The following is a 23,360-nucleotide window of genomic DNA, read 5'->3' on the forward strand; positions in this document are numbered from 1 at the left end:
CGATGAATGGGCCTTAGAAAACGGCTACATTTCGATTGTGCCTGTGCAATTTGATTTAACTGCACATCATGCGATACAACAATTGAATTCTTGGGAATTATAAATTTAGACGATTAGAAAATGAAATCACCACTCAATAACTATTTTGCTTAAGCAAAAAACCATAATTGAAAGGTGATAACATATGTTACCAATAAAAAATATGACTTAAACATATGAAATATTACATCATAGCAGGAGAAGCTTCGGGCGATTTACATGGTTCAAATTTGATGAAAGCTTTGTATGAAAAAGACCCAACTGCCGAAATTCGTTTTTGGGGTGGTGATTTGATGCAAAATGTAGGCGGAACTTTAGTAAAACACTACCGCGAATTGGCTTTTATGGGATTTATTGAAGTGATAATGAACTTAAAAACGATTTTGAATAACATCAAAATCTGCAAAAAAGACATTGAAACGTTCAAACCTGATGCTATTATTTTTATTGATTATCCTGGATTTAATATGCGAATCGCGACTTGGGCAAAAGAGCGCAATATTCCAACGCATTATTATATTTCTCCTCAAATTTGGGCTTGGAAAGAAAACCGCATCAAAGCTATTAAGCGCGATGTCGATTTTATGTATGTAATTCTTCCGTTTGAGAAGGATTTTTACGAGAAAAAGCACAACTTCCCAGTTCATTTCGTTGGACATCCTTTGATTGATGCTATTGCTAGTAGAACTGAAGTTTCAGATGAAATTTTCAGAAAGGAAAACCAATTATCAGACAAACCAATTATTGCACTTTTACCAGGAAGTAGAAAGCAAGAAATTGCTAAAATGCTTTCGATTATGCTTTCGGTAACCAACGATTTTCCGGATTATCAGTTTGTAATTGCGGGAGCTCCAAGTCAGGAATATGAGTTTTACAAAACGTTTTTAACAAATGAAAACGTGAAATTTATTTCGAATAAAACTTATGATTTATTGAGCCATTCACACGCGGCTTTAGTAACTTCTGGAACAGCTACTTTAGAAACCGCTTTATTCAATGTTCCCGAAGTAGTTTGTTATAAAGGAAGCTACATTTCGTACCAAATTGCCAAACGCATCATCACTTTAAAATTCATCTCACTTGTAAATTTAATCATGGATAAAGAAGTGGTTAAAGAGTTAATTCAGGAAGAATTGAATACAAAAAACCTAAAAAATGAATTAGAAAAAATTCTAAATCCAGAAAATAGAATCGTTTTACTAAAAAATTATGCCGATTTAAAACAAAATTTAGGTGGCGAAGGCGCGAGTAAAAAAACTGCAACATTAATTGTAAATTCTTTAAAAAAGTAAGATATTTTTTAATATATTTGGTTTAATATTGTCTCAAACATAAAACTTAAATACTGTAAAACAATTTTGTTTGAAAGTATTTAAATTCCCCCTACTTACGGTAACAATTAGCTTTGCGATAGGAATTATCGTTAGCTATTTTATGCAATTTACTTTTGAGAAAATAGTTTTTTCGATTGTAGGTTGCCTAACTTTATTTGTGTTTTTATTTTGGAGAAGTAAAAAAGTATTACTTCAAAATATAGCGTTTGGAATTACCACTTACCTACTCGCTTTTACTTTAGGAATGATGAATTTTTATATTCATTCCGATTTGAATTCAAAACATCATTACACAAAAAAGTCATTTGAAGAAACGAATTCAATTCGAGCCATCGTTACCACAACTTTAAAACCGAATACGAAGTATAACAAATATTTCATTTCACTTTCACATTTTAATGATTCGATTACTTCTGGAAAACTATTGCTTTATGTTCCAAAATCAAATATTAAAACCTTACATTCTGGTGATGAAATTTGGTTAAACAGTGCAATCTATCCAGTTCCAAAAGCTTTCAATCCTTACCAATTTGATTATTCGAAATATTTGGAAAAGCAGAACGTATTTCATCAAATTTATACGCAAGAAAATCAAATTAAAATCATTCAAAGACACAAAACACTTGATTTTTACATAGAAAATTTAAGAAATAATCTTAGCCAAAGTTTCGAAATTCATCATTTTGACACCAAAACAAAAGCCATAATTGACGCTTTAATTTTAGGACAACGATTAGAATTAGACAAGGAAACCATAGCCGATTATTCCAGTGCTGGTGTCATTCACATTCTAGCGATTTCAGGATTGCACATTTCTATTATTTACTTTTTTATTGTGTTCTTATTGAAACCACTAAAAAGAGTTCGTTTTGGAGCCGAAATTCAATTATTAATCGTCTTAGCGATTTTATGGTTATTTGCCCTGCTTACTGGTTTACCAGCATCGGTAACTAGAGCGGTAACTTTGTTTAGTTTTATTAGTATCGGAAATTATTTCAATCAACCGAAAGCGATTTATAATGCTTTAGCTATTTCCGCTTTTTTAATTTTATTGATGAAACCGAATGCGATTTTTGATATTGGATTTCAACTGAGTTATGCAGCTGTTTTATCGATTGTTTTGTTTCAACCTTTTTACAAGAAATTCTATTTTTCCGAAAATAAAATTGCGGTTTACTTTACCGATACTGTTTTGGTTTCTTTAGCGGCACAAATTGGTGTTTTACCTTTGAGTCTATATTATTTTAATCAATTGCCTTTGTTGTTTTTGCTTGCAAACTTGGTTATTATTCCGCTTTCGAGTTTGGTTTTGATTACTGGAATCGTGATTTTACCTCTCAATTACATTCTACCTTCATTTGCGATTTTTTTAGGTAAAATTTTAGAATTCAGCATTCAATTTATGAACAATTACATTCATTGGATTGCCCAATTTAAAAGTGGAATAATCACGGATATTTCATTTTCGGGTTGGTTGACTTTTTCGTTGTATTTGGTCATAATTGCTTTTATTTATTGGTTGTATCACACAAAAGCTGAAAATGTAAAATATATTTTAGCAGCTTTATTACTTTTTCAATTGAGTTACATTAGTGTAAAATGGAGTGAAAATAACAGCAATGAATTTGTTATATTCAATGAAAAAACAACACTAATCGGAATCAAAAATCAAAATAATGTGATTGCTTTTAGTGATGCTCCAGAAAACCATAACACTACTTTAAATCATTATACTCGAGGAACTTTTTCAGATTCTTTGAGAATTTTCCCGATGCAAAACGCAATTTCATTTCAAAATAAAAGAATTTTAATAATTGATAGTTTGGGTATTTATAAAACCTCAATCCATCCTGAAATTATTGTTTTAACTCAGAATCCAAAAATCAATCTAACTCGATTGATTCAAGAAATGAAACCAAAAGAAATTATTGCAGATAAAAGTAACTACAAAAACAATATTAAATTTTGGGAAGCCACTTGTAAAAAAGAAAAAATCCCTTTTCATGCTATTGCCGAAAAGGGATTCTATAGATTGAAGTAAAATTACTTTTTCTTAATAATTTGGTTAGCACCATCAAGCCAAACTTGAGGACCACCAGCAACATATCCTGAACTTCCTAAAGCCGTCAAATTTATTTTAGCTTCAGCGGTTTTAACAGCACTTACAAACCAAACAGTAGGATAACCGTTAACTTGCAACTGTTTTTGTAGTTGAGCATTTTGCATTTTTACAGCATCAGTTTGATTATTTTTTCTTGGAAAATCTAATTCAACCAAAACAACGTTTTCTTTTGCCCATTTAATAAATTCTGGTGTTTTGAAAACTTCTTTTTGCAAACGAATACACCATCCACACCAATCAGAACCTGTAAAAAACAAGAACATTGGTTTGTTCTCTTTGATTGAAATGTCGGTAGCTTTTGACATATCGGTATGCCATGTTAACTCTTCTTGCGCTTGGATTGACATACTAGTCAAAGTTAAAAACGCTATTAGTAAAATCTTTTTCATATTGTAAATTTATAAAACAAATGTAACAAATTAAATGCCAAAAATAATTGTTACTTAACTTCTTGCATCAATTTCCTAACGATTGGTGAAATAGTAATTAAAACCGCTCCAGCAACTAAAGCATAAATTGCTAATTGTTGGTAACCATCGGTGTAGGCAATTAATTTTTCTGCTTTGGTAGCATTTTCATTTGCGCTTGACATACCAGCACCTAAAATTCCTGCTACATATTGACCGTAAGCGCTAGCTAAAAACCACATTCCCATCATAACACCTTGTAATTTTAAAGGAGAAAGTTTGGTCATAATCGATAATCCAATTGGTGATAAACAAAGCTCTCCAAAAGTGATGATAAAATAAGCTAAAGTGAATATTTCTATCGAAGTCATTCCGTCAATATTTGCAAAAAATCTTGTGAAATAGAACGTATAAAAAGCTAAAGCCAAGAATAAAAATCCTAATCCGAATTTCACCACTGTATTCGGTTCTGCTTTTCTTGAATTTAACCAAACCCAAACCAATCCTAAAAGAGGTGCAAAAATGATTACGAATAATGAATTTGCAGCGTTATTTACACCGTTAGGATCTAAATTAACACCTAGAAAATCATTATCTAAATTATTAGCGGCAAACAAACTCAAGGAACCACCACTTTGCTCAAAAAACGCCCAAAACAAAATTGAAAACACAATAAAAACCATTGCTGCAATCAACTTCTTGTTTTCTTGAAGCGTGAAATTTCGCATTTCATAACCCAAATACAACAAAGTAACAGGACCGATGGTATACATAAAATAATCGGTATATTCAGGATTTGAAACCATTGTCATAATTAATGGAATAGCCACTAAAGTTCCTATATATGTAGCATATTCATATAATTTTCTTTTCGAATCTTTTAAATGCAATAAGGGAGAAAGTCCAATTGTAGCTAAACTTTTTTGCGTAAATAAGAAAGTTATCAAACTAATTGTCATTACAATTCCGGCTAAGCCAAAAGCTAAATTCCAAGAATAATTTTTCCCAATGTAAATACAAGCGTAACCTCCTAAAAGTGCACCAATATTAATTCCAGAATAAAACAATGAAAAACCAGCATCTCTTCTCGAATCATTCCCTTTATATAAAGTTCCTACCATGGTAGAAATGTTCGGTTTAAAAAATCCTGTTCCAATAACGGTAAAAGCAATTCCAAGAAAGAAAAATTGTTTCGGATCGATTGCTAAAATGGCACTTCCAACAATCATCATAATTCCACCCCAAAACAAGGATTTTCTATATCCTAGAATTTTATCGGCAAACAAACCTCCTACAAAAGTGAAAGCATAAACAAAAGCTTGGGTTGCTCCATATTGTAAATTAGCTACATCTTCTTTCATGAACAATTGATGTACCATGAAAAAAGTTAACATTCCGCGCATTCCGTAGAAACAAAAACGTTCCCACATTTCGCTAAAGAACAAATACCAAAGTTGTTTTGGATATTTTCCTTCGAAATTTTGAATTTCTTCTATAGTTTGAGTTGCTTTCATCCTAGTGAATTCCTTTTTCTTGCATTACTTTGTTAAGTTGTTTCAATAAAATAAACATCAATAAAGTAGCAAACATTAATAATCCGAAATTAACCCAAAAGAAATCTTGTTTGTTATCATAGGTATCCCAAAGACTTGCTAACACACCACTTAATTTATTTCCGATGGAAGTGGATAAGAACCAACCACCCATCATTAAAGAAGTGATGTTCGTTGGACTTAATTTAGAAACTACAGATAATCCCATCGGACTCAAAAATAATTCTCCGATTGTGATAACTCCATAATTGGCAACTAACCACCAAACACTTACTTTTTCTGTTCCGTTTGCTCCCATGTTTACGGCTGCAATCATTACTAAAACGGATAAAGCTGAAATTAATAATCCGAATGCGATTTTAGTTGGAGTTGAAGGTTCTTTCTTTCTGCTTCTTAAAAAGGTGAAGAATGCCACAACTAATGGTGTTAAAATAATAACCCAACCTGGATTAATTGACTGACTTAAATTGGTTGCCCAAAGCGAAACTTTTGAACCTTCTTCTGGTAATTTATCTTTGGCTACGTTTCTGAAATAAACTGGATAATCAACTGTTTTTTGAACTTCTCCATCTACTTTTTGAATGCGGAAGCTTGCGTCGTATAATTCAACAGTGTCTTTTTTGTATTCTACTTCTTTGGCTAATTTTAATCCATTAAAAACGGTTTGAGTGGTTCCTGTTATTTCTCTATCGGTATAACGGTCAGCCCAAGTTGTTAAAGCCGAACCATTCAATTTGAATACAGCCCAAAATAAAATTACCACTGCGAAAATAGTTAACAAAGCACCAATTGGTCTTTTATCTTCTACTTTTGCTTTAAAATATAAACTTCCATAGAAGAAAATTACTGGTATACATGCAAAAATAAAAGCATCCGTACTATCCGAACCAAAAATATAACCACTAGGATTTGCTTCTGAAGTTACTCCTTTTAATAACCAACCAATAACTCCAAAAACTGCAGATGGCACTAAAATAAACATTATAATTTTCCAGAAAGGCATATCGCCATCCTGTACTCCTTTTTTCTCGGTTTTATCGCCATAATGTTTTGTTCCTAATAAGAAAACAATAACTCCTACAAACATTCCGACTCCAGCTGCCATGAAAGCATATTGCCAACCTAATAAAATTTGTAAAGCAGCTCCAAAGAAGTTACAAATGAACGCTCCAACGTTAATTCCCATGTAGAAAATGTTGTAACCTTCGTCTTTTTTATCTTTATATTGATCTTCGGTATAGAAATTACCTAAAAGAGTTGAGATATTTGGTTTGAAGAAACCGTTACCTACAATTACTAATGTCATGGCAATGTAAAGCATTGTAATGTCATGAATTCCCATCATGAAATAACCAGCTCCCATCATAATACCACCAATAACGATGGATTTTTTGTAGCCCCAATATCTATCCGCAACTAAACCTCCAATGAAAGGAGTTAAAAATACCAAAGCGATAAAAGTTCCGTATAAATCGGATGCTTCTTTCTCGGTCATAGCGAATCCAGCTTCGACATCTTTAAGATATAAGGTAAAAATACCAATCATTAAATAGTAACCGAAACGTTCCCACATTTCAGATAAAAACAAGTAAGGCAATGCTTTAGGATGACTTTTCCACATAATTTATTGTATTAAAAAAACAAACCTACAAGGGTTTCTTGTAGGTTTGAAAGATATAAAAAATATTTTATTTTATTTTACTACTTATTCGTTTTAGCTTCAACATGGTCATTATGCATTCTTTTTTCTAACCAAGAACTTAATACGAAAAGAATGGCAGCAGCTGCACCCGACATGATGATGAACAAAATGAAGAACTCATATAAATTTGTAATTTGGAAACCTAAGAATGAAGTTGCTCCTCCAGTCCCATCTTCACCACCTGGAATTAAAGCACTTAATGTTCCTGCGAATTTATTAGCAGCAGCATTTGCCAAGAACCAAGTTCCCATCATTAAAGACGACAAACGTAAAGGCGCTAATTTAGAAACCATTGATAATCCGATAGGTGACAAACATAATTCTCCAATAGTATGAATTACATAAAGACCAATTAACCACCACATTGACACTTTCTCACCTAATCCTAAACCTTTAACAGCAATAGCAATAACTACATATCCTAAAGCTACTAAACCAAGTCCAATTGCCATTTTCTTAGGAGAAGACGGTTCTAATTTTCTAGCATATAAGAATCCCCAAACAATTGTCATAATTGGAGCTAATGAAATAACCGCTAATGGATTTACCGATTGAAAATAAGACGCCGGCATTTCCCATCCAAAAATTGTTCTTTCTGTTTGTCTGTCTGCAAATAAAGTTAATGAAGCTCCAGCTTGTTCAAAAGCACCCCAGAAGAAAATAACGAAAAACGCTAAAAGGAAAATTACTGTAATTCTTTGTGTTTCAATTTTAGTTAAACTTTTATCACTAAAAATTAAAATTGGCATAGCTACCATTGCTCCATAAATGAAATAACTGATAATATCTACATCACTTTTAAACATTTGTTTAAAGTTCAACATAAAGAAAATAATTCCTATTGAACCAATGATCATAGCGATACTTTTAACATCTAACTTTTTAACTGGTAATCCAATTGCATTACCTTCTTCAGAAATTAGATACTTTTTTTGACCTAAAATGAACGCTACTAAACCTATTAGCATTCCAATACCAGCCGCTAAAAATCCCCATTTAAAATCCATTGAACCACAAACTAAAGGAGAAAAGAAAGCTCCTAAATTGATTCCCATATAGAAAATGGTGAAAGCACTATCAATTCTTCTGTCATTTGCTGGATATAATTGTCCTACCATTGTTGAGATATTTGGTTTAAAAAAACCATTACCAATGATAATTGCTGTTAACCCCATCCACATAAGAGAAACACCTCCATTTGCTCCAACCGAAGCACTGAAGAACATGAAGAACTGACCAATTGCCATTAAAAGTCCTCCAATAACAATACTTCTTCTATTCCCTAAAAATTTGTCACACAAATAACCTCCTAAAAGAGGTGTTAAGTACACCAATCCTGTATAACTTCCGTAAATTTCAGAAGCATCGGCATCTTTCATTAATAATACTTTAGTCATGAATAGAATGAAAATGGCTCTCATTCCATAATAACTGAATCGCTCCCACATTTCTGTGAAGAATAAAAAGTACAACCCTTTAGGATGTCCTGTTTTTACAGCATTGTTTTCCATATAATTTGTTTTAGTTTATTGGTTTATTATAATTTTTCTTTGATGAAATTCGTCATTTTAGTGTACAATTGTAAGCGAGTTTTTCCGCCGTAAATTCCGTGGTTTTTATCTGGATAAATTGCCCAATCAAATTGTTTGTTGGCTTGAACTAATGCTTCAACCATTTTCATAGTGTTTTGAACATGCACGTTATCATCAGCTGTTCCGTGAATTAATAAGAAGTTTCCTTTTAATTTACTTACGTGATTGATTGGTGAATTGTTATCGTAACCACTTGCGTTTTCTTGCGGTGTTTGCATGTAACGCTCGGTGTAAATACTGTCATAATATCTCCAAGAAGTTACTGGAGCCACAGCAATTGCCATTTTGAACACATCTGCACCTTGAAACAAACAGTTAGACGACATGAATCCACCATAGCTCCATCCAAAAATTCCAATTCTTGAAGCGTCAACGTAGTTGTATTTTCCGATTACTTTAGCAGCATCAATCTGGTCTTCTACTTCAAATTTTCCTAATTCTTTTTGTGTGCATTTTTTAAAAGCAGCTCCTTTGAAACCTGTCCCTCTTCCATCCACACAAGCTACAATGTAACCTTGTTGTGCTAACATCATAAACCAATAATCATCAGTGCTATTCCAAGCATTATCCACTTGTTGTGAACCTGGTCCTGAATACTGATACATGAAAACTGGATATTTTTTATTTGGATCGAAATTTTTCGGTTTAATCATCCAAGCGTTTAATTGATGCCCTTTTTCTGTAGTTAATACGAAAAACTCTTTTGGAATTACATCGTATTTTGCTAATTTTTGTTCAACAGCTTCATTAGAAACAATAGTTTTAACAACCGCTCCAGTTTTTGAATCGTTTAAAGTGTAAGTTGGCGCTGAAGTTGCGCTTGAATACGTATTGATGAAGAATTGGAAATTTGGACTAAAAGTTGCTGAATTTGTTCCTGTTTTTGATGACAATCTTACTTTTGATTTTCCATCCACTTTGATCGCGTAAACATCTCTGTTAATTGAACCATTTTCCACAGATTGGTAGTAAATCATTCCTGATTTTTCATCGAAACCATAATAGTTAGTTACCTCCCATTTTCCAGAAGTAATTTGTTTTTTCAATTTACCTGATTTATCGTAGTGGTAAATATGATTGAATCCGTCTTTTTCTGATGTCCAAATAAAACTGTTGTCTTTTAAAAACGTTAAGTTATCGGTAACATCAATGTAAGCAGCGTCTTTTTCGTTTAAAACAATCTTTGTAGTTCCAACATTAGCATCAACAAAATGTAAATCTAGATTGTTTTGATGACGATTCATAACTTGAACACTTAAAGTTGCAGCGTCATTCGTCCATTTGATTCTTGGGATATAAAAATCTTTGTAATTTCCTAAATTGATTTTCTTAGTAGTTCCTGATTTTAAATCGAAAATATGCAACGAAACAATTGCATTTTTTTCACCCGCTTTTGGATATTTAAAAACAGTTTGTGTTGGATATAAACCTTCGTTATACATATCCATTGAAAACTCTGGAACTTCCGTTTCATCAAATTTGATATAAGCTATTTTTGTTCCAGTTACATTCCAATCATACGCTTTTACGAACGCAAATTCTTCTTCATAAACCCAATCGGTAATACCATTGATGATTTTATTTTTTTGACCGTCTTGCGTAATTTGGATTTTAGCTCCAGAAACTAAATCATGTACATATAAATTATTTTCAAATGCATATGAAATCTTAGTCCCATCGGCGCTAAAAGTTGGTTCTTGAATTGCATTAGCCGTAAAACTACTTACCGTTTTTGAAGGAATATCATAAATAAAATATTCAGCTGTGAAAGAATGACGGAAAATAGGATTTGATTTGGTTGCTATTAAAATCTTTTTCTCGTTTTTATCAAAAGAATAACTATCAATTGATGTTACTTCTGAATGGTTTTTAGTATCAAAAAGAGTACTTACTTTTTCTAAAGTGGCAAAATCGTACAAATCGATTTGATAACTTTTAGAATTTCTATCGTAATTTAGAACCGTGTACTGATTGGTGTTCTTCATGGCGCTCAAAGCATCCATCCCTTTGGCTCTGAAGGCTCCGCCCCAAATTTCTTCTAACGTAATTTTTTGCTGCGCTACAACTGATAATGAGCTTGCTACAAAAAGTAAAATCGCTAAACTGTATTTTTTCATAATATTATGTTCTTAAAAAACTTCCAATTTTAGTGAAAATATATGAATTAACCATAATTTTAACTTGATTTAATAAACTTTTTGATTTTATAAAAATATTTAATTACATTTATATTTGAAACGGTAACATCGCTAAATGGCAGTAACTCTACAAAATGGATTCTTTTTTTTATCCAACATCTCGGCTGTTGCCAGTCTATATGTTTTTATTTATTTAATTTTATTATTAACCGTTTTTGGGTTGTTTTTTAACTTTCAATTAAAATCGACTAACATTGATTTTAGAACGTTACGAAATACCGTAAATCATCACTCTAACGCTCAATATCGCTATTATTTTTTATACTTAGGATTAATCTTTCCTGTTGCCGAGCTTTTTAATTTAATTTTTAACGAATCTAAAAGTGTAAACTCATATTTCGAATTTCTTACAGGTGCTTTTTGTGTCTTTATCTTCATTGTAACATCAAAGAAAGAAGTTGCAAAATACAGCTTTATTATATTTCGTACCTGTTTTTTTTTACTTCTTGCAGCAACAGTTTTTAGCTTTTTTACAGAAAGCATAACCTTCTTATTGTTTTCAAAATACCTCCTTTTACTGTTTTTTGCATTTGCCATTTTTAAGAGATTTACAACCTATCTTATTTTTATTGGCATTAACTTTCTTTTATTGTTTTTCCTAACGTTATTTAAAAACGAAGAAACAACAACTATCGTTACTCTTGTTAATGCGCTCTTTATAATTTTAGTAATTCACTTAGGTCAGATAATACGAAATATTAAAGCTAATGAAAGACTAATTTTTACACAAGACATTATAAACAACACAAACTCAATAATTATTGCAGCTGATAATTTAGGAAATGTTCAATATTGTAATGATTCTATAACTAAAATTTTAGGTTACACTCCAGAAGAAGTTTTAGGAAAAGCGTTTTGGTCTTTAACAGAAGATACCGAATTTGAAGCTGGAGATTATTCTAATAAATTTAAACCTAACTCCGTTTATTTTAGAAAACTAAAATGTAAAAATGGCGAATATAAGTTTATTCAATGGACCGATTTTAAACAAACAAACAACACCTATGTAGCAACTGGACAAGATGTTACTTCAAAAATTAGCTTAGAAACTAAATATGCCAATTTAATTCAAAATGCTAAAGACATCATTTATGAAAGTGATCGATATGGCAATATTATTTATGCTAATAAATTTTCAATTCAAACATTAGGCTACCGATTAGAAGAGCTTTTAGGAAGACACTTTAGTGATTTTATTAGAGAAGATTTTAAAAGCACTGTATCAAAATTTTATATCGATTCTATCTCAGAAACAGATGAGTTTGACATTTTAGAATTTCCGATAATTAAAAAGAATGGCGAAGAAATTTGGGTTTCGCAAAAAGTAACCATAAAAAGAGACGAAAATGATATGGTCTCTGGTTTTTCATGTATTATTAGAGATATAACAGCTACAAAACTTTTAGAGTTAGAGGAACACAAACGAATAGAAGAAATAAGCAGATTAAACAACGTTTCTAACAAACTATCTACCTTAAACTTCTTAACATTTCCAAATTTAGACGCCTTAATTCAACATATTTGTAAAGAAACTGCTATTGGATTAAAAATTGACCGTGTGGCGCTTTGGAATTATGAGGAAGACCAAATTGATTTAAAAAACATTTATGTACATAGCGAAGACAAACATTATGCAGATTTATCAATTCCTAAGAGAAATATTAGCAACTACATTTCAAACATTGAATCGCAACCAATAATTATTGCTTCAAATGTGTTTAAAGATGAATCTCTTAAAGAATTTACAATTGAATATTTCCCTAAGTACGATATTAAATCATTACTAGACATTCCTATTTACATTGGTGGAGAGCTAAATAATATTTTGTGTTTAGAAGCTACTCACGAGTTCAGATACTGGACAAACGAAGACATTAACTTTTGTAAAACCGTTGCCGAAATTATAGCGTTAGCAATAGAAACTACAAGAAGAAAAAACGCTGAAAATCAAATTATATATAAAAATGAAATTTTAACTGCAATTGCTAACGTAACTAGTAACTTACTAATTCACAAAGACAAAGATGATATTTTTGATGTTTCAATTGAACAAATAGGTAAAGTATTAAAAGTAGATCGTTTGTATTATTTTGAAAATGACATCAAAACGAATTTGATGAGTCAACGCTTTGAATGGGTTTCTGAAACAGATTTAGCTGAGATAGACAATCCATTGTTACAAAATATTCCACACGAAGAATTTGCAGATTTCATGCAAATCATATTAAACAAAAAACCGTACCTAAATTTAACCAAGAATGTTCCTGAAAGCAATTTTAAAGATTTATTAATTGACCAAAACATTGTTTCAATTTTAATAATTCCTCTTTTTGACAAGGAAACTTTTATCGGTTTCATTGGATTTGATGATTGTAAAAACGAACGCATTTGGACCGAAGAAGAAATTAGTATTCTACTTACACTTGCAAACAATATTGCCTCTACAATCATAAGAATCAACAACGAAAAAGCAATTGCAGAAAGTGAAGAAAAATTTAGATTATTAGCCAATAACATTCCTGCTTCTGTTTTCTTAGTTAAATATGATACTGCTCGAACAAAAGTTTATCTAAATGATGAAATTGAAAAATTAACAGGATACCATCGTGATGATTTTATGAGCAATAAAATTTCGCTACTCGATTTGTATCATCCTGACGAGAAAGAAGAATTAAGACTCATCATTGACGAAGCTTTACACAACAGAAAACCCTATAAAGCAACGTGTAGAATTAGACGAAAAGACGGGAATTATGTTTGGATTGAAGAATATGGCGAAGGAATTATCATCAACAATGTAATTGCTTACATTGAAGGCGTATTAATTGATATCACAGAAAGAAAAGTAGCCGAAGAAGCCGTTATTGCAAAAGAATTAGCCGAATCTTCTAACAAAGCAAAATCAGAATTCTTGGCAAATATGAGCCATGAAATTAGAACGCCTTTAAATGGAATTATTGGCTTTAGTAATTTGCTTTTAAACTCCGATTTAACTGAAATTCAAAAACAACATTTAGAAACGGTTAATCAATCAGCTTCCACACTTCTTGATGTAGTAAATGATATTTTAGACATTTCTAAAATTGAAGCTGGAAAATTAATCATCGACAAAGAAAAAACAAGCTTGCACACCATCATCAATCAATGTATTGATATGATGAAATTTATGGCGCATCAAAAAAACTTGGAACTTATTGTAAATATTCACGAAGAAGTACACTGCGCTATTTGGGTTGATGAAATGCGACTAAAACAAATTCTACAAAACTTATTAAACAATGCGATTAAATTTACTCAAAAAGGACAAATCGAATTAGAAGTTTCTGCAACAAACTTAAACGAAAACACCTCAAAAATTAGATTTAGCATTAAAGACACCGGAATAGGAATTAAAAAAGAAAATAAGAAAAAAATTCTTGAAGCTTTTACTCAAGAAGACAATTCTACAACTCGAAATTATGGCGGAACTGGGCTTGGGTTAACCATCACCAACAGTCTTTTAAAATTAATGAACAGCAAATTAGAAATTGAAAGCGAACTTAATGCTGGATCAACTTTTAGCTTTGAATTGCTATTAAAATCTGAATTATGCAACTATCATTTATCTGCTAACAGTCATAAATATAAAAAAGCCTTAATTATTGAAGACAATAAACTTGTTTCTTCAATAATTAAAAACATGTTACAATGTTATAATATTGAAGCAGAATCATACGAAAATAGTATCGAAACTATTTCAAAATTTATCCTAGAAAATCAAATCGATTTATTGCTTTTAGATTTAGAATATTTGTCAGAAGAAATAACAACTAAAATCATAAATAAATTAAGTAATTTACCAAATCTTTCGGTAATTGTGATGCAAAACTCCAATTCAAAATTTAATGAAACTAGTAGTTACAAAAACGCTCAAAGCATTATAAAACCAATAAAACACGAAGCTTTACAAAACTACCTTAATCAAAACAATTCCGAAAAACAACAACCCATTAAAACAATTAAAGAAGAAGTTTCTACGGATTCCGTTAGCATCTTAATAGTTGACGACAACAAAATTAATATGCTATTAACCAAAACTTTAATCAGAAACAAAGTACCAAACAGCATTATTTACGAGGCAAGAAATGGTCAAGAAGCTGTTGATTTAGCAATAAAAAACAAACCCGATATCATTTTCATGGATATTCAAATGCCAATAATGAACGGCTATGAAGCAACAACAGAAATAAGAAAAACAAATCCAAACACAATCATTATTGCCATTACTGCTGGAATTATTACGGGCGAAAAAGAAAAATGTTTAGAAGTTGGGATGAATGATTTTATCATTAAACCAATTGATAAAATTTTATTTGAAACCACTTTATTTAAATGGATAAATAGTCTTCCTAATTAATCCAATTAGTATCTTTGCCTTCTATTTGAAAAAAATTCACCGCTATGAATCAAAATGTTAAAGGCTTTTCAAAATTATCTAAAGAAGAAAAAATAAATTGGATTACAAATACGTATTTCGTAAATCCAGAAGAAGCAAAAGAAAGCATCACTAAATATTGGAATTCAGACGAAAACTTACAAAAGCTTCACGACGAATTCATCGAAAATACCTTAACTAATTTTTATCTTCCATATGGAGTAGCGCCAAACTTTACCATTAACGGAAAAAGCTATACAATTCCAATGGCAATTGAAGAAAGCTCGGTTGTTGCAGCAGCATCAAAAGCAGCAAAATTTTGGGGTGAAAGAGGTGGATTTAAAGCTACCATTATCAATACTGAAAAAATTGGTCAAGTACATTTTCTTTTCAATGGAAATTCAGAAAAATTAACTGCTTTTTTCAATAAAATAAAACCAACTTTCTTCGATGAAACACAAGAAATTACCAAAAACATGCAAAAGCGTGGTGGCGGAATTTTAGACATCGAACTAAGAGATAAAACCCATGAAATTCCAAATTATTATCAACTTCATGCTACTTTCAACACTAAAGATAGCATGGGTGCGAATTTCATCAATACGTGTTTAGAGCAATTTGCTAAAACATTAGAAAATCAAGCGCAGGAATATTCCGATTTTACTTCGGATGAAAAAAACATTCAAATTGTAATGAGTATTCTGAGCAATTTTGTACCAAATTGTGTCGTTCGAGTTGAAGTTTCTTGTCCTATAAACCAACTTTCAGACGATAAAAATATAGATTCAGCTGAATTTGCTCAAAAATTTGCAACCGCTGTACGAATTGCAGAAGTAGAACCTTTCCGTGCTGTAACGCACAACAAAGGCATCATGAACGGAATTGACGCCGTAGTTTTGGCAACTGGAAATGACTTCAGAGCTGTTGAAGCTGGTATTCATGCTTATGCTAGTAAATCAGGACAATATTCGAGTTTATCACATGTAAAAATTGAAAACGATATTTTTACTTTTTGGATGGAAATTCCGTTAGCATTAGGAACCGTTGGAGGTTTAACTTCGTTACACCCATTAGTTAAATTCTCTATGGAATTGCTAGGAAAACCTTCTGCGGAAGAATTAATGCAAATTGTAGCAGCCGCTGGATTAGCTCAAAATTTTGCAGCACTTCGTTCTTTAACCACAACGGGAATCCAACAAGGACACATGAAAATGCATTTGATGAATATCTTAAACCAACATCAAGCTACCAAAGAAGAGAAACAAAAAGTCTTAGATTATTTCAAAGACACAACCGTTTCGCATAGTTTAGTAGTTGACTATTTGGAAAAAATTAGAAGTTAATGAAAACCCAAACTTTTTACAGTAACGGAAAATTACTCATCACAGGCGAATACGTTGTTTTAGATGGCGCTAAAGCATTGGCTTTACCAACAAAATTCGGACAAAGTTTAGTCGTTAAATCAGGTAAAAATCATCAAATTAAATGGACGAGTTTTGATTCGGATAAAAGTATTTGGTTCCAAGATGCAATTTCCTATGAAGAAATTAAAAGCAAACTAGAAAACGAAATTAATTCCGCCGTAAAAAACACTTTGATTGAAATTTTACATCAGGCATATATTCAAAATCCAACATTTTTACAAAAAGAAGGGTACGAAATTGAAACTCATTTAACTTTTCCAAGACTTTGGGGTTTAGGCACCTCTTCTACATTAATAAACAGCATTGGAGATTGGCTAAATATTGATGCCTTTGAATTATTACAAAAAAGTTTTGGTGGAAGCGGTTATGACATCGCTTGTGCGAAATCAAATTCGCCAATTGTATATCATCTAGAAAATGAAACACCGCATTTCAAAGCGATTCATTTCAATCCATCATTCAAAGAAAACATTCATTTTGTGTATTTGAATCAGAAGCAAAGCAGCAAGCTGGCAATTGCGAATTATATGTCGAAACACCATCATGTAAACGCTGTAATTTCAAAAATCAACACCATAACTTACGACACCATAGATTGCAAAGAAGGAAAAGAATTTGCCAAACAAATGGAAAAACATGAAATAATCATGAGTGATGTTTTAGAAATTGAAACCATTCAAGAAAAACTTTTTCCAGATTTTAAAGGTGTAATTAAAAGCTTAGGGGCTTGGGGTGGCGATTTTGTAATGGCAATTTCTAAAGACAATCCAACAGAATACTTCAAAGAAAAAGGCTACTCAGTGGTCCTTTCTTACGAAGAAATGATTTTATAATCCTATTTTAAAACCGACATAAAACAAAAAAACCACTCGAATGAGTGGTTTTTGTGGTACCTCCAGGGATCGAACCAGGGACACATGGATTTTCAGTCCATTGCTCTACCATCTGAGCTAAGGTACCTTTACAATTTAGAGCATTACTGCTTGTTGATTGCGGGTGCAAATATAGAACGATTTTTATATTTTCCAAAACAAATAATAAAAAAAATCAATTTGTATATTTGCACTTCATAAAACAAAACCATGCTTTTAACAATCGATGTTGGAAATTCACGAATTAAAGTTGCTGTCTTTGAACACAATAAGCAAGTTGACTTTTTTATTTTTGAAACAAATGAAGCGCTAAAAAATTTTAAAAATATTTTTAAAAAATATTCTAATCTTCAAAAAATCATCCTTTCTTCGGTTGGAAAACTAGATGAAGAAGTGGTAAATTTCATCAAAAATCAATTCCAAACAGAAATAATCACCCATAAATCAAAGTTTCCTTTCATAAATTTATATGCAACTCCAGAAACTTTAGGAATTGACCGAATGGTTTTAGCTGCTGGCGCTACATTAATGTACCCAAACCAAAATCGATTGATTATTGATGCTGGAACTTGCATTACTTATGACTTTGTGAATACTGAAAACCAATATTTAGGAGGTGCTATTTCACCGGGGATCAAAATTAGATACAAGAGTTTAAACAATTACACTTCAAAATTGCCGTTATTAAGCATAAGTGAAGATTTTGAAATTATAGGAAATAGTACAAAAAGCGCAATTCACAGCGGCGTTATTAATGGAGTAATCTTTGAAATCGAAGGGTTTATTTCACAATATTCTCTTAAAAATCAAGATTTAACAATAATTTTAACAGGAGGAGACGCGGAATTTTTGGCTAAAAGATTAAAAAGCACCATATTTGCCAATTCAAATTTCTTACTAGAGAGTTTGAACTTATTATCACTATACACAGAAAAAAATGATTAAAAAGCTTATAGTATTTGCTAGTATTATTGTTTCATTAAACTCATGGGCACAAGATAACACAGCGTCACCCTATTCTTATTACGGATTAGGAGAAGTAAAATTTAGAGGTACTCAAGACGCAAGAGCAATGGGAGGTTTGTCAATTACTGGAGACAGCATTCAATTAGGATTAATGAATCCAGCCTCATATTCAAAACTAAAATTAACGACTTTTGCAGTTGGAGGAACAAATTCATCAACAAATTTCTCAACAGATACAGAAAAAGAAAAAGCGCAAAGAACCAGTTTTGATTATCTTGCTGTAGGATTACCTTTAGGGAAATTTGGAATGGCTTTTGGATTGATGCCTTATTCTGCTGTTGGTTACAAAAACGAAAACACATCAGTAAATACAAGTGAGACAAGCTATTCTAGAAAAGAAGGAAATGGATTCATCAACAAAGTATTTGTTGGAGGTTCATATACTTTCAATAAAAATCTAAGCGTTGGTTTAGATTTTGCATACCTTTTTGGGGATATCACGAATAATTTCAATAAAAGGATTTTAGCTCCTGATTTTACACAGTACACGACACGCGAAAGAAACATAACTGAATTAAATGGAATTTCATTTAATCTTGGTCTTCTTTACAACACAAAAATCAATTCAAAGCTTACGTTTAATACAAGCTTAACTTACAGCCCTGAGACTAAGTTAAGTACTAATAATTCTAGAAATATAGCTACTGTAATTTACTCAGCTTCTGGTGCAGAATTCTCAAATGACGATGAAGACATTGCAGTACCTAATACAAGTTTAATTATTCCAAGCCGATTAAGCTTAGGCTTTGGTTTAGGTGAAAACAAAAAATGGTTGCTTGGTTCAGAGCTTACATTCACACAAAACAAAAACCTAGTAAATAGATTTACAGAATTAACGCAAGTTTCGTATGAAAACTCAACTCGTTTTGCTCTTGGTGGTTATTACATACCTAAATATGATTCTTTTTCTAATTATCTTCAAAGAATTGTTTATAGAGCAGGTTTTAAATATGAAAATACCGGTTTAGTATTAAATAATAAAAGCATAAACGATTATGGCATGAATTTTGGTTTAGGCTTACCACTAGGTTTCTCTAAAATCGATTTAGGTTTTGAATTTGGAAAAAGAGGAACTACATCAAGCGGTTTAATAGAAGAGAATTATTTTAACATTAGTGTTGGATTAAATCTTGGCGCTAAATGGTTTGAAAGAAGAAAAATTGATTAATAATTATTTATAAGCAGAAAAATGAAAACGAAATTAACATTATTATTTATAGCTTTAACTAGTTTTTTTGTTCAAGCTCAAAATACGGAAGCTTGTACAGAAACACTAAGCTTAATGTCAACTTCTGTAAAGGCAAAAGATGTTACGGCTTACGACTATTTAACAACTTTAAGAAAAGATTGTCCGTCTTTCCATAAAAGCATTTACACTTTAGGAGAATTTGCAGTTAAATTGAAAATTGAAAAAGCAACAACTCCTCAAGATAAAGAAAAGTACGTTCGTGATTTATTGAAATTATATGATGAACACGACCAACACTTTCCTGGAAATGGCGCTGGAAATAAAATGAAAAAAGGATTAGTATTGTTTGAAAACAAAGTTGGAACCACCGACGAAGTATTTCAATTGTTAGATGTTGCCTTCAAAACTGATTATGCAAACTTTAAATATGCAAAAGCAATGTATGTTTACTTCGAAATTTTAGTAAACAACCACAAAGCTAACAAAGGTGTAGAATTACAACAAGTATTCGATAAATATGACGATATTTCTAAAAAACTTGATGAAGAAGAAAAAGAATTATCTGAAGAAAACGATACTTTTTTAACAAAAGAAGAAGCAGGACAAGCATTAACTGACAAAGAAAAAACAAGAAAAGCTAGAATTGAAAATAGTTTGGAAATTTTTGGAAATGTTAGAAATGACATGGACAATATTGTTTTAGAATTATCTACTTGCGAAAAACTTATTCCATTTTATCAAAAAGGATTTGAGTTAAACAAAACTAACGAAGAATGGCTAAAAAGAGCCGCAAATCGTTTAGATGCAAAAGGATGTGATTCTGACCCAATATTCTCAAAAATATCAGAAGCACTTTACAAATTAAACCCAAGTGCTGATGCAGCATATCAATTAGGTGTAGTAGAAATTCAAAGAAAAAACACTACTAAAGCTTTAGATTATTTTAATCAAGCAGCTAATTTATACACTGACAATACTAAAAAAGCAAATGTATATTACAGAATTGCAGCTATGTACAGTAAATCAAACAAAGTTCAAGCTCGTACGTATGCAAGAAAAGCTCTATCTGTAAAACCATCATTTGGTAAAGCTTATTTATTGATTGCACAACTTTACGGAAGTAGCATCAACGAATGTGGAGCAACTCAATTCGAAAAAAGAGCTGTTTATTGGCTAGCTGCTCAATATTGTGATAAAGCTGGAGCAGTTGATTCATCAATCAAAGGATTAGCAAGCAAAACAGCCGCAAGTTATAGAGCATCAGCTCCTTCTACTTCTGAAATTTTTTCAGAAGGAAAACAAGGACAAAGAATTGCTTTTAACTGCTGGATTGGTGAAAGTGTAGTTGTACCAAGTATTGGTAAATAATGAAACTATTATTAAAAAATAATATTTTAAACATGGTCACGATATTTATCGTGACTATGTTTTTTTCATGTGAAAGCGACATTAAAAAGGTGCAACAACTTAGCGAAACAAGTTTTATCCCTACAGGTGAAGCCGACACTTTAAATTTAAAATATACCGATTCTGGCAAAATCAGATCAATTCTAAAAAGTCCAAAAATGATGGACTATAGTAACATTTCAAATCCTTTTACAGAATTTCCTAAAGGAATTCACGTAACCTTATTTGACAACAAAGGAAACACTACAACTATTGAAGCAGATTATGCCATTTCGTATAAAAAAACAGATATAATCGACTTACAAGGAAACGTTACTATTAGCTCTCAAAATGGTAAAAAACTAGAAACTTCACAATTATACTTTGACCAAAAAAACGAATGGTTCTTTACAGAAAAACACTTTAAATATACTGATGAAGGCGGTAGTTATTTAGAAGGCCCAGGAGTTGACTTCAGTAAAGATTTCAAAATTTTTAATATGCAACAAAGTAGCGGAGAAGTTAACACTACCGACAAATAATTGTTTTACATTTTCCTTTTCATTACATTTGATAAAATTAACACACTATGACTTATTTAAAATTCATTCAATACATCTATCTAATATTTGCAGCTTTCTTTTTATACGATGCATTTAAAAAATATTCAGAAGGCAAACCATTTAATGACATTCTTTTAAGTATTATCATTGCCGTAGTTGCTGTTGGTATGTTCTTTTTTAGAAGACATTTCCAAAACAAGTATCAAAACAGAAAATAGTTAAATGGAAATCGCCATTATTGTAATTTGTTTATTGCTTTCGGCATTCTTTTCAGGAATGGAAATTGCTTATGTTTCTTCTAACAAAGTGTATTTATCTATCGAGAAAAGACAACAAAACTTTAATGCTTCTATACTAAATAAACTTACCGAAAAGCCATCTCAGTTTATTACCTCAATGCTCGTTGGAAACAATGTTGTATTAGTAATTTACGGAATTTATTCGGGCGATTTAATTATCGATTGGTTAAACAACTACTTCGAACTCACTGCTTTTGTTGGATTATTACTTCAAACTCTAATCTCAACAGCTATCATTTTATTAACAGCTGAATTCCTTCCGAAAGTATTCTTTCAAATTTACGCCAATTCTTTTATTAAGTTTTTTGCTGTTCCAAGTTATTTCTTTTACCAATTATTCTTTTGGCCTACCAAATTCATAATTTGGATTTCAGATATTATCTTGCGAAAATTCTTCAAAACACCTGGAGATCAAGTCCAGGAATATTTCAGTAAAGTAGAATTAGGCAATTACATTACCGAACAAATGAATAATGTGTCGCATGAAAACGAAATAGACTCAGAAATTCAAATTTTTCAAAATGCTCTTGAATTTTCCGACTTAAAAGCAAGAGATATTATGACGCCAAGAACCGAAATTAGTGGTGTTGATATTTTAGATTCGGTTACTGAACTTAAAGAAACTTTTATTAAAACGGGTTATTCTAAATTGTTAATTTATCAAAATTCAATTGATGATATTTTAGGTTATGTACACTCATTTGAACTGTTTAAAAAACCAAAAACCATCAAAAGCATAATGATTCCTGTTGAATATATTCCAGAAACGATTTACATTAAAGACGCCTTGGATTTATTAACCAAAAAAAGAAAAAGTATTGCAGTTGTGTTAGATGAATATGGAGGAACTTCTGGAATTATAACTGTTGAAGACATTATTGAACAATTGTTTGGCGAAATTGAAGACGAACACGATTTAGATGAAGAATTAATAGACGAAATTCTAGAAGAAAACACCTATTTATTCTCTGCAAGACTGGATGTTGAATATCTAAACGAAAAATATAATTTAGAAATTCCCGAATCTGATTCTTACTCAACATTAGGTGGATTTATTGTAAATTATACGAAAGAAATTCCGTTAAACGAAGAAAAAATCAATATCGAAAATTTTGAAATAATCATTCATTCCGCAAGCAATAAAAAAATCGAATTGGTGCGTTTCTCTGTAAAAGAAGAAAAAAGATAAAAATCTTTAAAAAAAACAAGTAAAATATAACTTTACTATTTTATTATTAAA

The 23,360-nt window shown here is 31.2% G+C and carries 17 protein-coding genes, 1 tRNA gene and 1 pseudogene; 12 read left to right on the plus strand and 7 right to left on the minus strand.

Features of this window, described 5'->3' with window-relative positions:
- The 3 genes and pseudogenes from L6Q46_RS00490 to L6Q46_RS00500 form a co-directional block, all read left to right on the plus strand.
- A pseudogene (locus L6Q46_RS00490) lies at nt 1-103 on the plus strand (5'/3'-nucleotidase SurE); the annotation flags it as partial.
- Between the two features lie 112 nt (nt 104-215).
- Nucleotides 216-1,331 carry a lipid-A-disaccharide synthase gene (lpxB, locus tag L6Q46_RS00495; protein WP_291282643.1) on the plus strand — a complete coding sequence of 372 codons (1,116 nt, stop codon included), beginning with the start codon at nt 216-218 and terminating at the stop codon, nt 1,329-1,331.
- A gap of 70 nt (nt 1,332-1,401) precedes the next feature.
- A complete protein-coding gene (locus tag L6Q46_RS00500) occupies nt 1,402-3,414 on the plus strand; it encodes a ComEC/Rec2 family competence protein (protein ID WP_291282644.1) in 2,013 nt (670 codons plus the stop codon).
- 2 nt (nt 3,415-3,416) lie between these two features.
- Here L6Q46_RS00500 and L6Q46_RS00505 read toward each other — a convergent pair whose 3' ends face one another.
- The 6 genes from L6Q46_RS00505 to L6Q46_RS00530 all read right to left on the minus strand — a co-directional run bounded on the left by L6Q46_RS00505 (nt 3,417) and on the right by L6Q46_RS00530 (nt 11,484).
- Nucleotides 3,417-3,884, minus strand: coding sequence for a thioredoxin family protein (locus tag L6Q46_RS00505; protein WP_291282645.1), 468 nt, complete (start codon nt 3,882-3,884; stop codon nt 3,417-3,419).
- Nucleotides 3,885-3,934: 50 nt separating this feature from the next.
- Nucleotides 3,935-5,416 carry a peptide MFS transporter gene (locus L6Q46_RS00510; protein ID WP_291282646.1) on the minus strand — a complete coding sequence of 494 codons (1,482 nt, stop codon included), beginning with the start codon at nt 5,414-5,416 and terminating at the stop codon, nt 3,935-3,937.
- A gap of 1 nt (nt 5,417) precedes the next feature.
- Nucleotides 5,418-7,076 (minus strand): peptide MFS transporter, encoded by a 1,659-nt coding sequence (locus L6Q46_RS00515; protein ID WP_291282647.1) that lies wholly within the window; start codon nt 7,074-7,076, stop codon nt 5,418-5,420.
- Nucleotides 7,077-7,156: 80 nt separating this feature from the next.
- Entirely contained in the window at nt 7,157-8,668 is a 1,512-nt protein-coding gene (locus L6Q46_RS00520; protein ID WP_111567371.1) for a peptide MFS transporter, read from the minus strand.
- Nucleotides 8,669-8,694: 26 nt separating this feature from the next.
- Entirely contained in the window at nt 8,695-10,866 is a 2,172-nt protein-coding gene (locus tag L6Q46_RS00525) for a S9 family peptidase (protein WP_291282648.1), read from the minus strand.
- Nucleotides 10,867-11,199: 333 nt separating this feature from the next.
- Nucleotides 11,200-11,484, minus strand: a complete 285-nt coding sequence (locus tag L6Q46_RS00530; RefSeq protein ID WP_291282649.1) for a hypothetical protein — start codon at nt 11,482-11,484, stop codon at nt 11,200-11,202.
- Between the two features lie 52 nt (nt 11,485-11,536).
- Here L6Q46_RS00530 and L6Q46_RS00535 point away from each other — a divergent pair, with 52 nt between their 5' ends.
- From L6Q46_RS00535 to L6Q46_RS00545, 3 genes are read left to right on the plus strand one after another with little or no spacing between them, the layout of a single operon-like run.
- The gene (locus tag L6Q46_RS00535) at nt 11,537-15,343 is read left to right on the plus strand and encodes a PAS domain S-box protein (RefSeq protein ID WP_291282650.1); all 3,807 of its coding nucleotides are present in this window, start codon (nt 11,537-11,539) and stop codon (nt 15,341-15,343) included.
- A gap of 44 nt (nt 15,344-15,387) precedes the next feature.
- Nucleotides 15,388-16,704 (plus strand): hydroxymethylglutaryl-CoA reductase, degradative, encoded by a 1,317-nt coding sequence (locus L6Q46_RS00540; protein ID WP_291282651.1) that lies wholly within the window; start codon nt 15,388-15,390, stop codon nt 16,702-16,704.
- Nucleotides 16,704-17,618 (plus strand): GYDIA family GHMP kinase, encoded by a 915-nt coding sequence (locus L6Q46_RS00545; RefSeq protein ID WP_291282652.1) that lies wholly within the window; start codon nt 16,704-16,706, stop codon nt 17,616-17,618. The genes L6Q46_RS00540 and L6Q46_RS00545 overlap by 1 nt, the downstream gene beginning before the upstream one ends.
- A 54-nt stretch (nt 17,619-17,672) precedes the next feature.
- Here L6Q46_RS00545 and L6Q46_RS00550 read toward each other — a convergent pair.
- Nucleotides 17,673-17,745 (minus strand) — tRNA-Phe (locus L6Q46_RS00550).
- Between the two features lie 122 nt (nt 17,746-17,867).
- Here L6Q46_RS00550 and L6Q46_RS00555 point away from each other — a divergent pair.
- From L6Q46_RS00555 to L6Q46_RS00580, 6 genes are read left to right on the plus strand one after another with little or no spacing between them, the layout of a single operon-like run.
- Nucleotides 17,868-18,602, plus strand: a complete 735-nt coding sequence (locus tag L6Q46_RS00555; RefSeq protein WP_291282653.1) for a type III pantothenate kinase — start codon at nt 17,868-17,870, stop codon at nt 18,600-18,602.
- Nucleotides 18,595-19,851, plus strand: a complete 1,257-nt coding sequence (locus L6Q46_RS00560) for a hypothetical protein (protein ID WP_291282654.1) — start codon at nt 18,595-18,597, stop codon at nt 19,849-19,851. The genes L6Q46_RS00555 and L6Q46_RS00560 overlap by 8 nt, the downstream gene beginning before the upstream one ends.
- Before the next feature lie 21 nt (nt 19,852-19,872).
- On the plus strand, nt 19,873-21,240 hold the full coding sequence (locus L6Q46_RS00565; RefSeq protein WP_291282655.1) for a tetratricopeptide repeat protein: 1,368 nt from the start codon (nt 19,873-19,875) through the stop codon (nt 21,238-21,240).
- The gene (gene lptC / locus L6Q46_RS00570; protein ID WP_291282656.1) at nt 21,240-21,800 is read left to right on the plus strand and encodes an LPS export ABC transporter periplasmic protein LptC; all 561 of its coding nucleotides are present in this window, start codon (nt 21,240-21,242) and stop codon (nt 21,798-21,800) included. Before L6Q46_RS00565 ends, lptC begins: the two co-directional genes overlap by 1 nt.
- Nucleotides 21,801-21,847: 47 nt before the next feature.
- Complete coding sequence (locus L6Q46_RS00575) at nt 21,848-22,039, plus strand: hypothetical protein (RefSeq protein WP_111567380.1); 192 nt, start codon at nt 21,848-21,850, stop codon at nt 22,037-22,039.
- Between the two features lie 4 nt (nt 22,040-22,043).
- Entirely contained in the window at nt 22,044-23,309 is a 1,266-nt protein-coding gene (locus L6Q46_RS00580) for a hemolysin family protein (RefSeq protein ID WP_291282657.1), read from the plus strand.
- Nucleotides 23,310-23,360: the final 51 nt, after the last annotated feature.

It is taken from the genome of Flavobacterium sp., from assembly GCF_023151265.1.
GTDB lineage: Bacteria > Bacteroidota > Bacteroidia > Flavobacteriales > Flavobacteriaceae > Flavobacterium.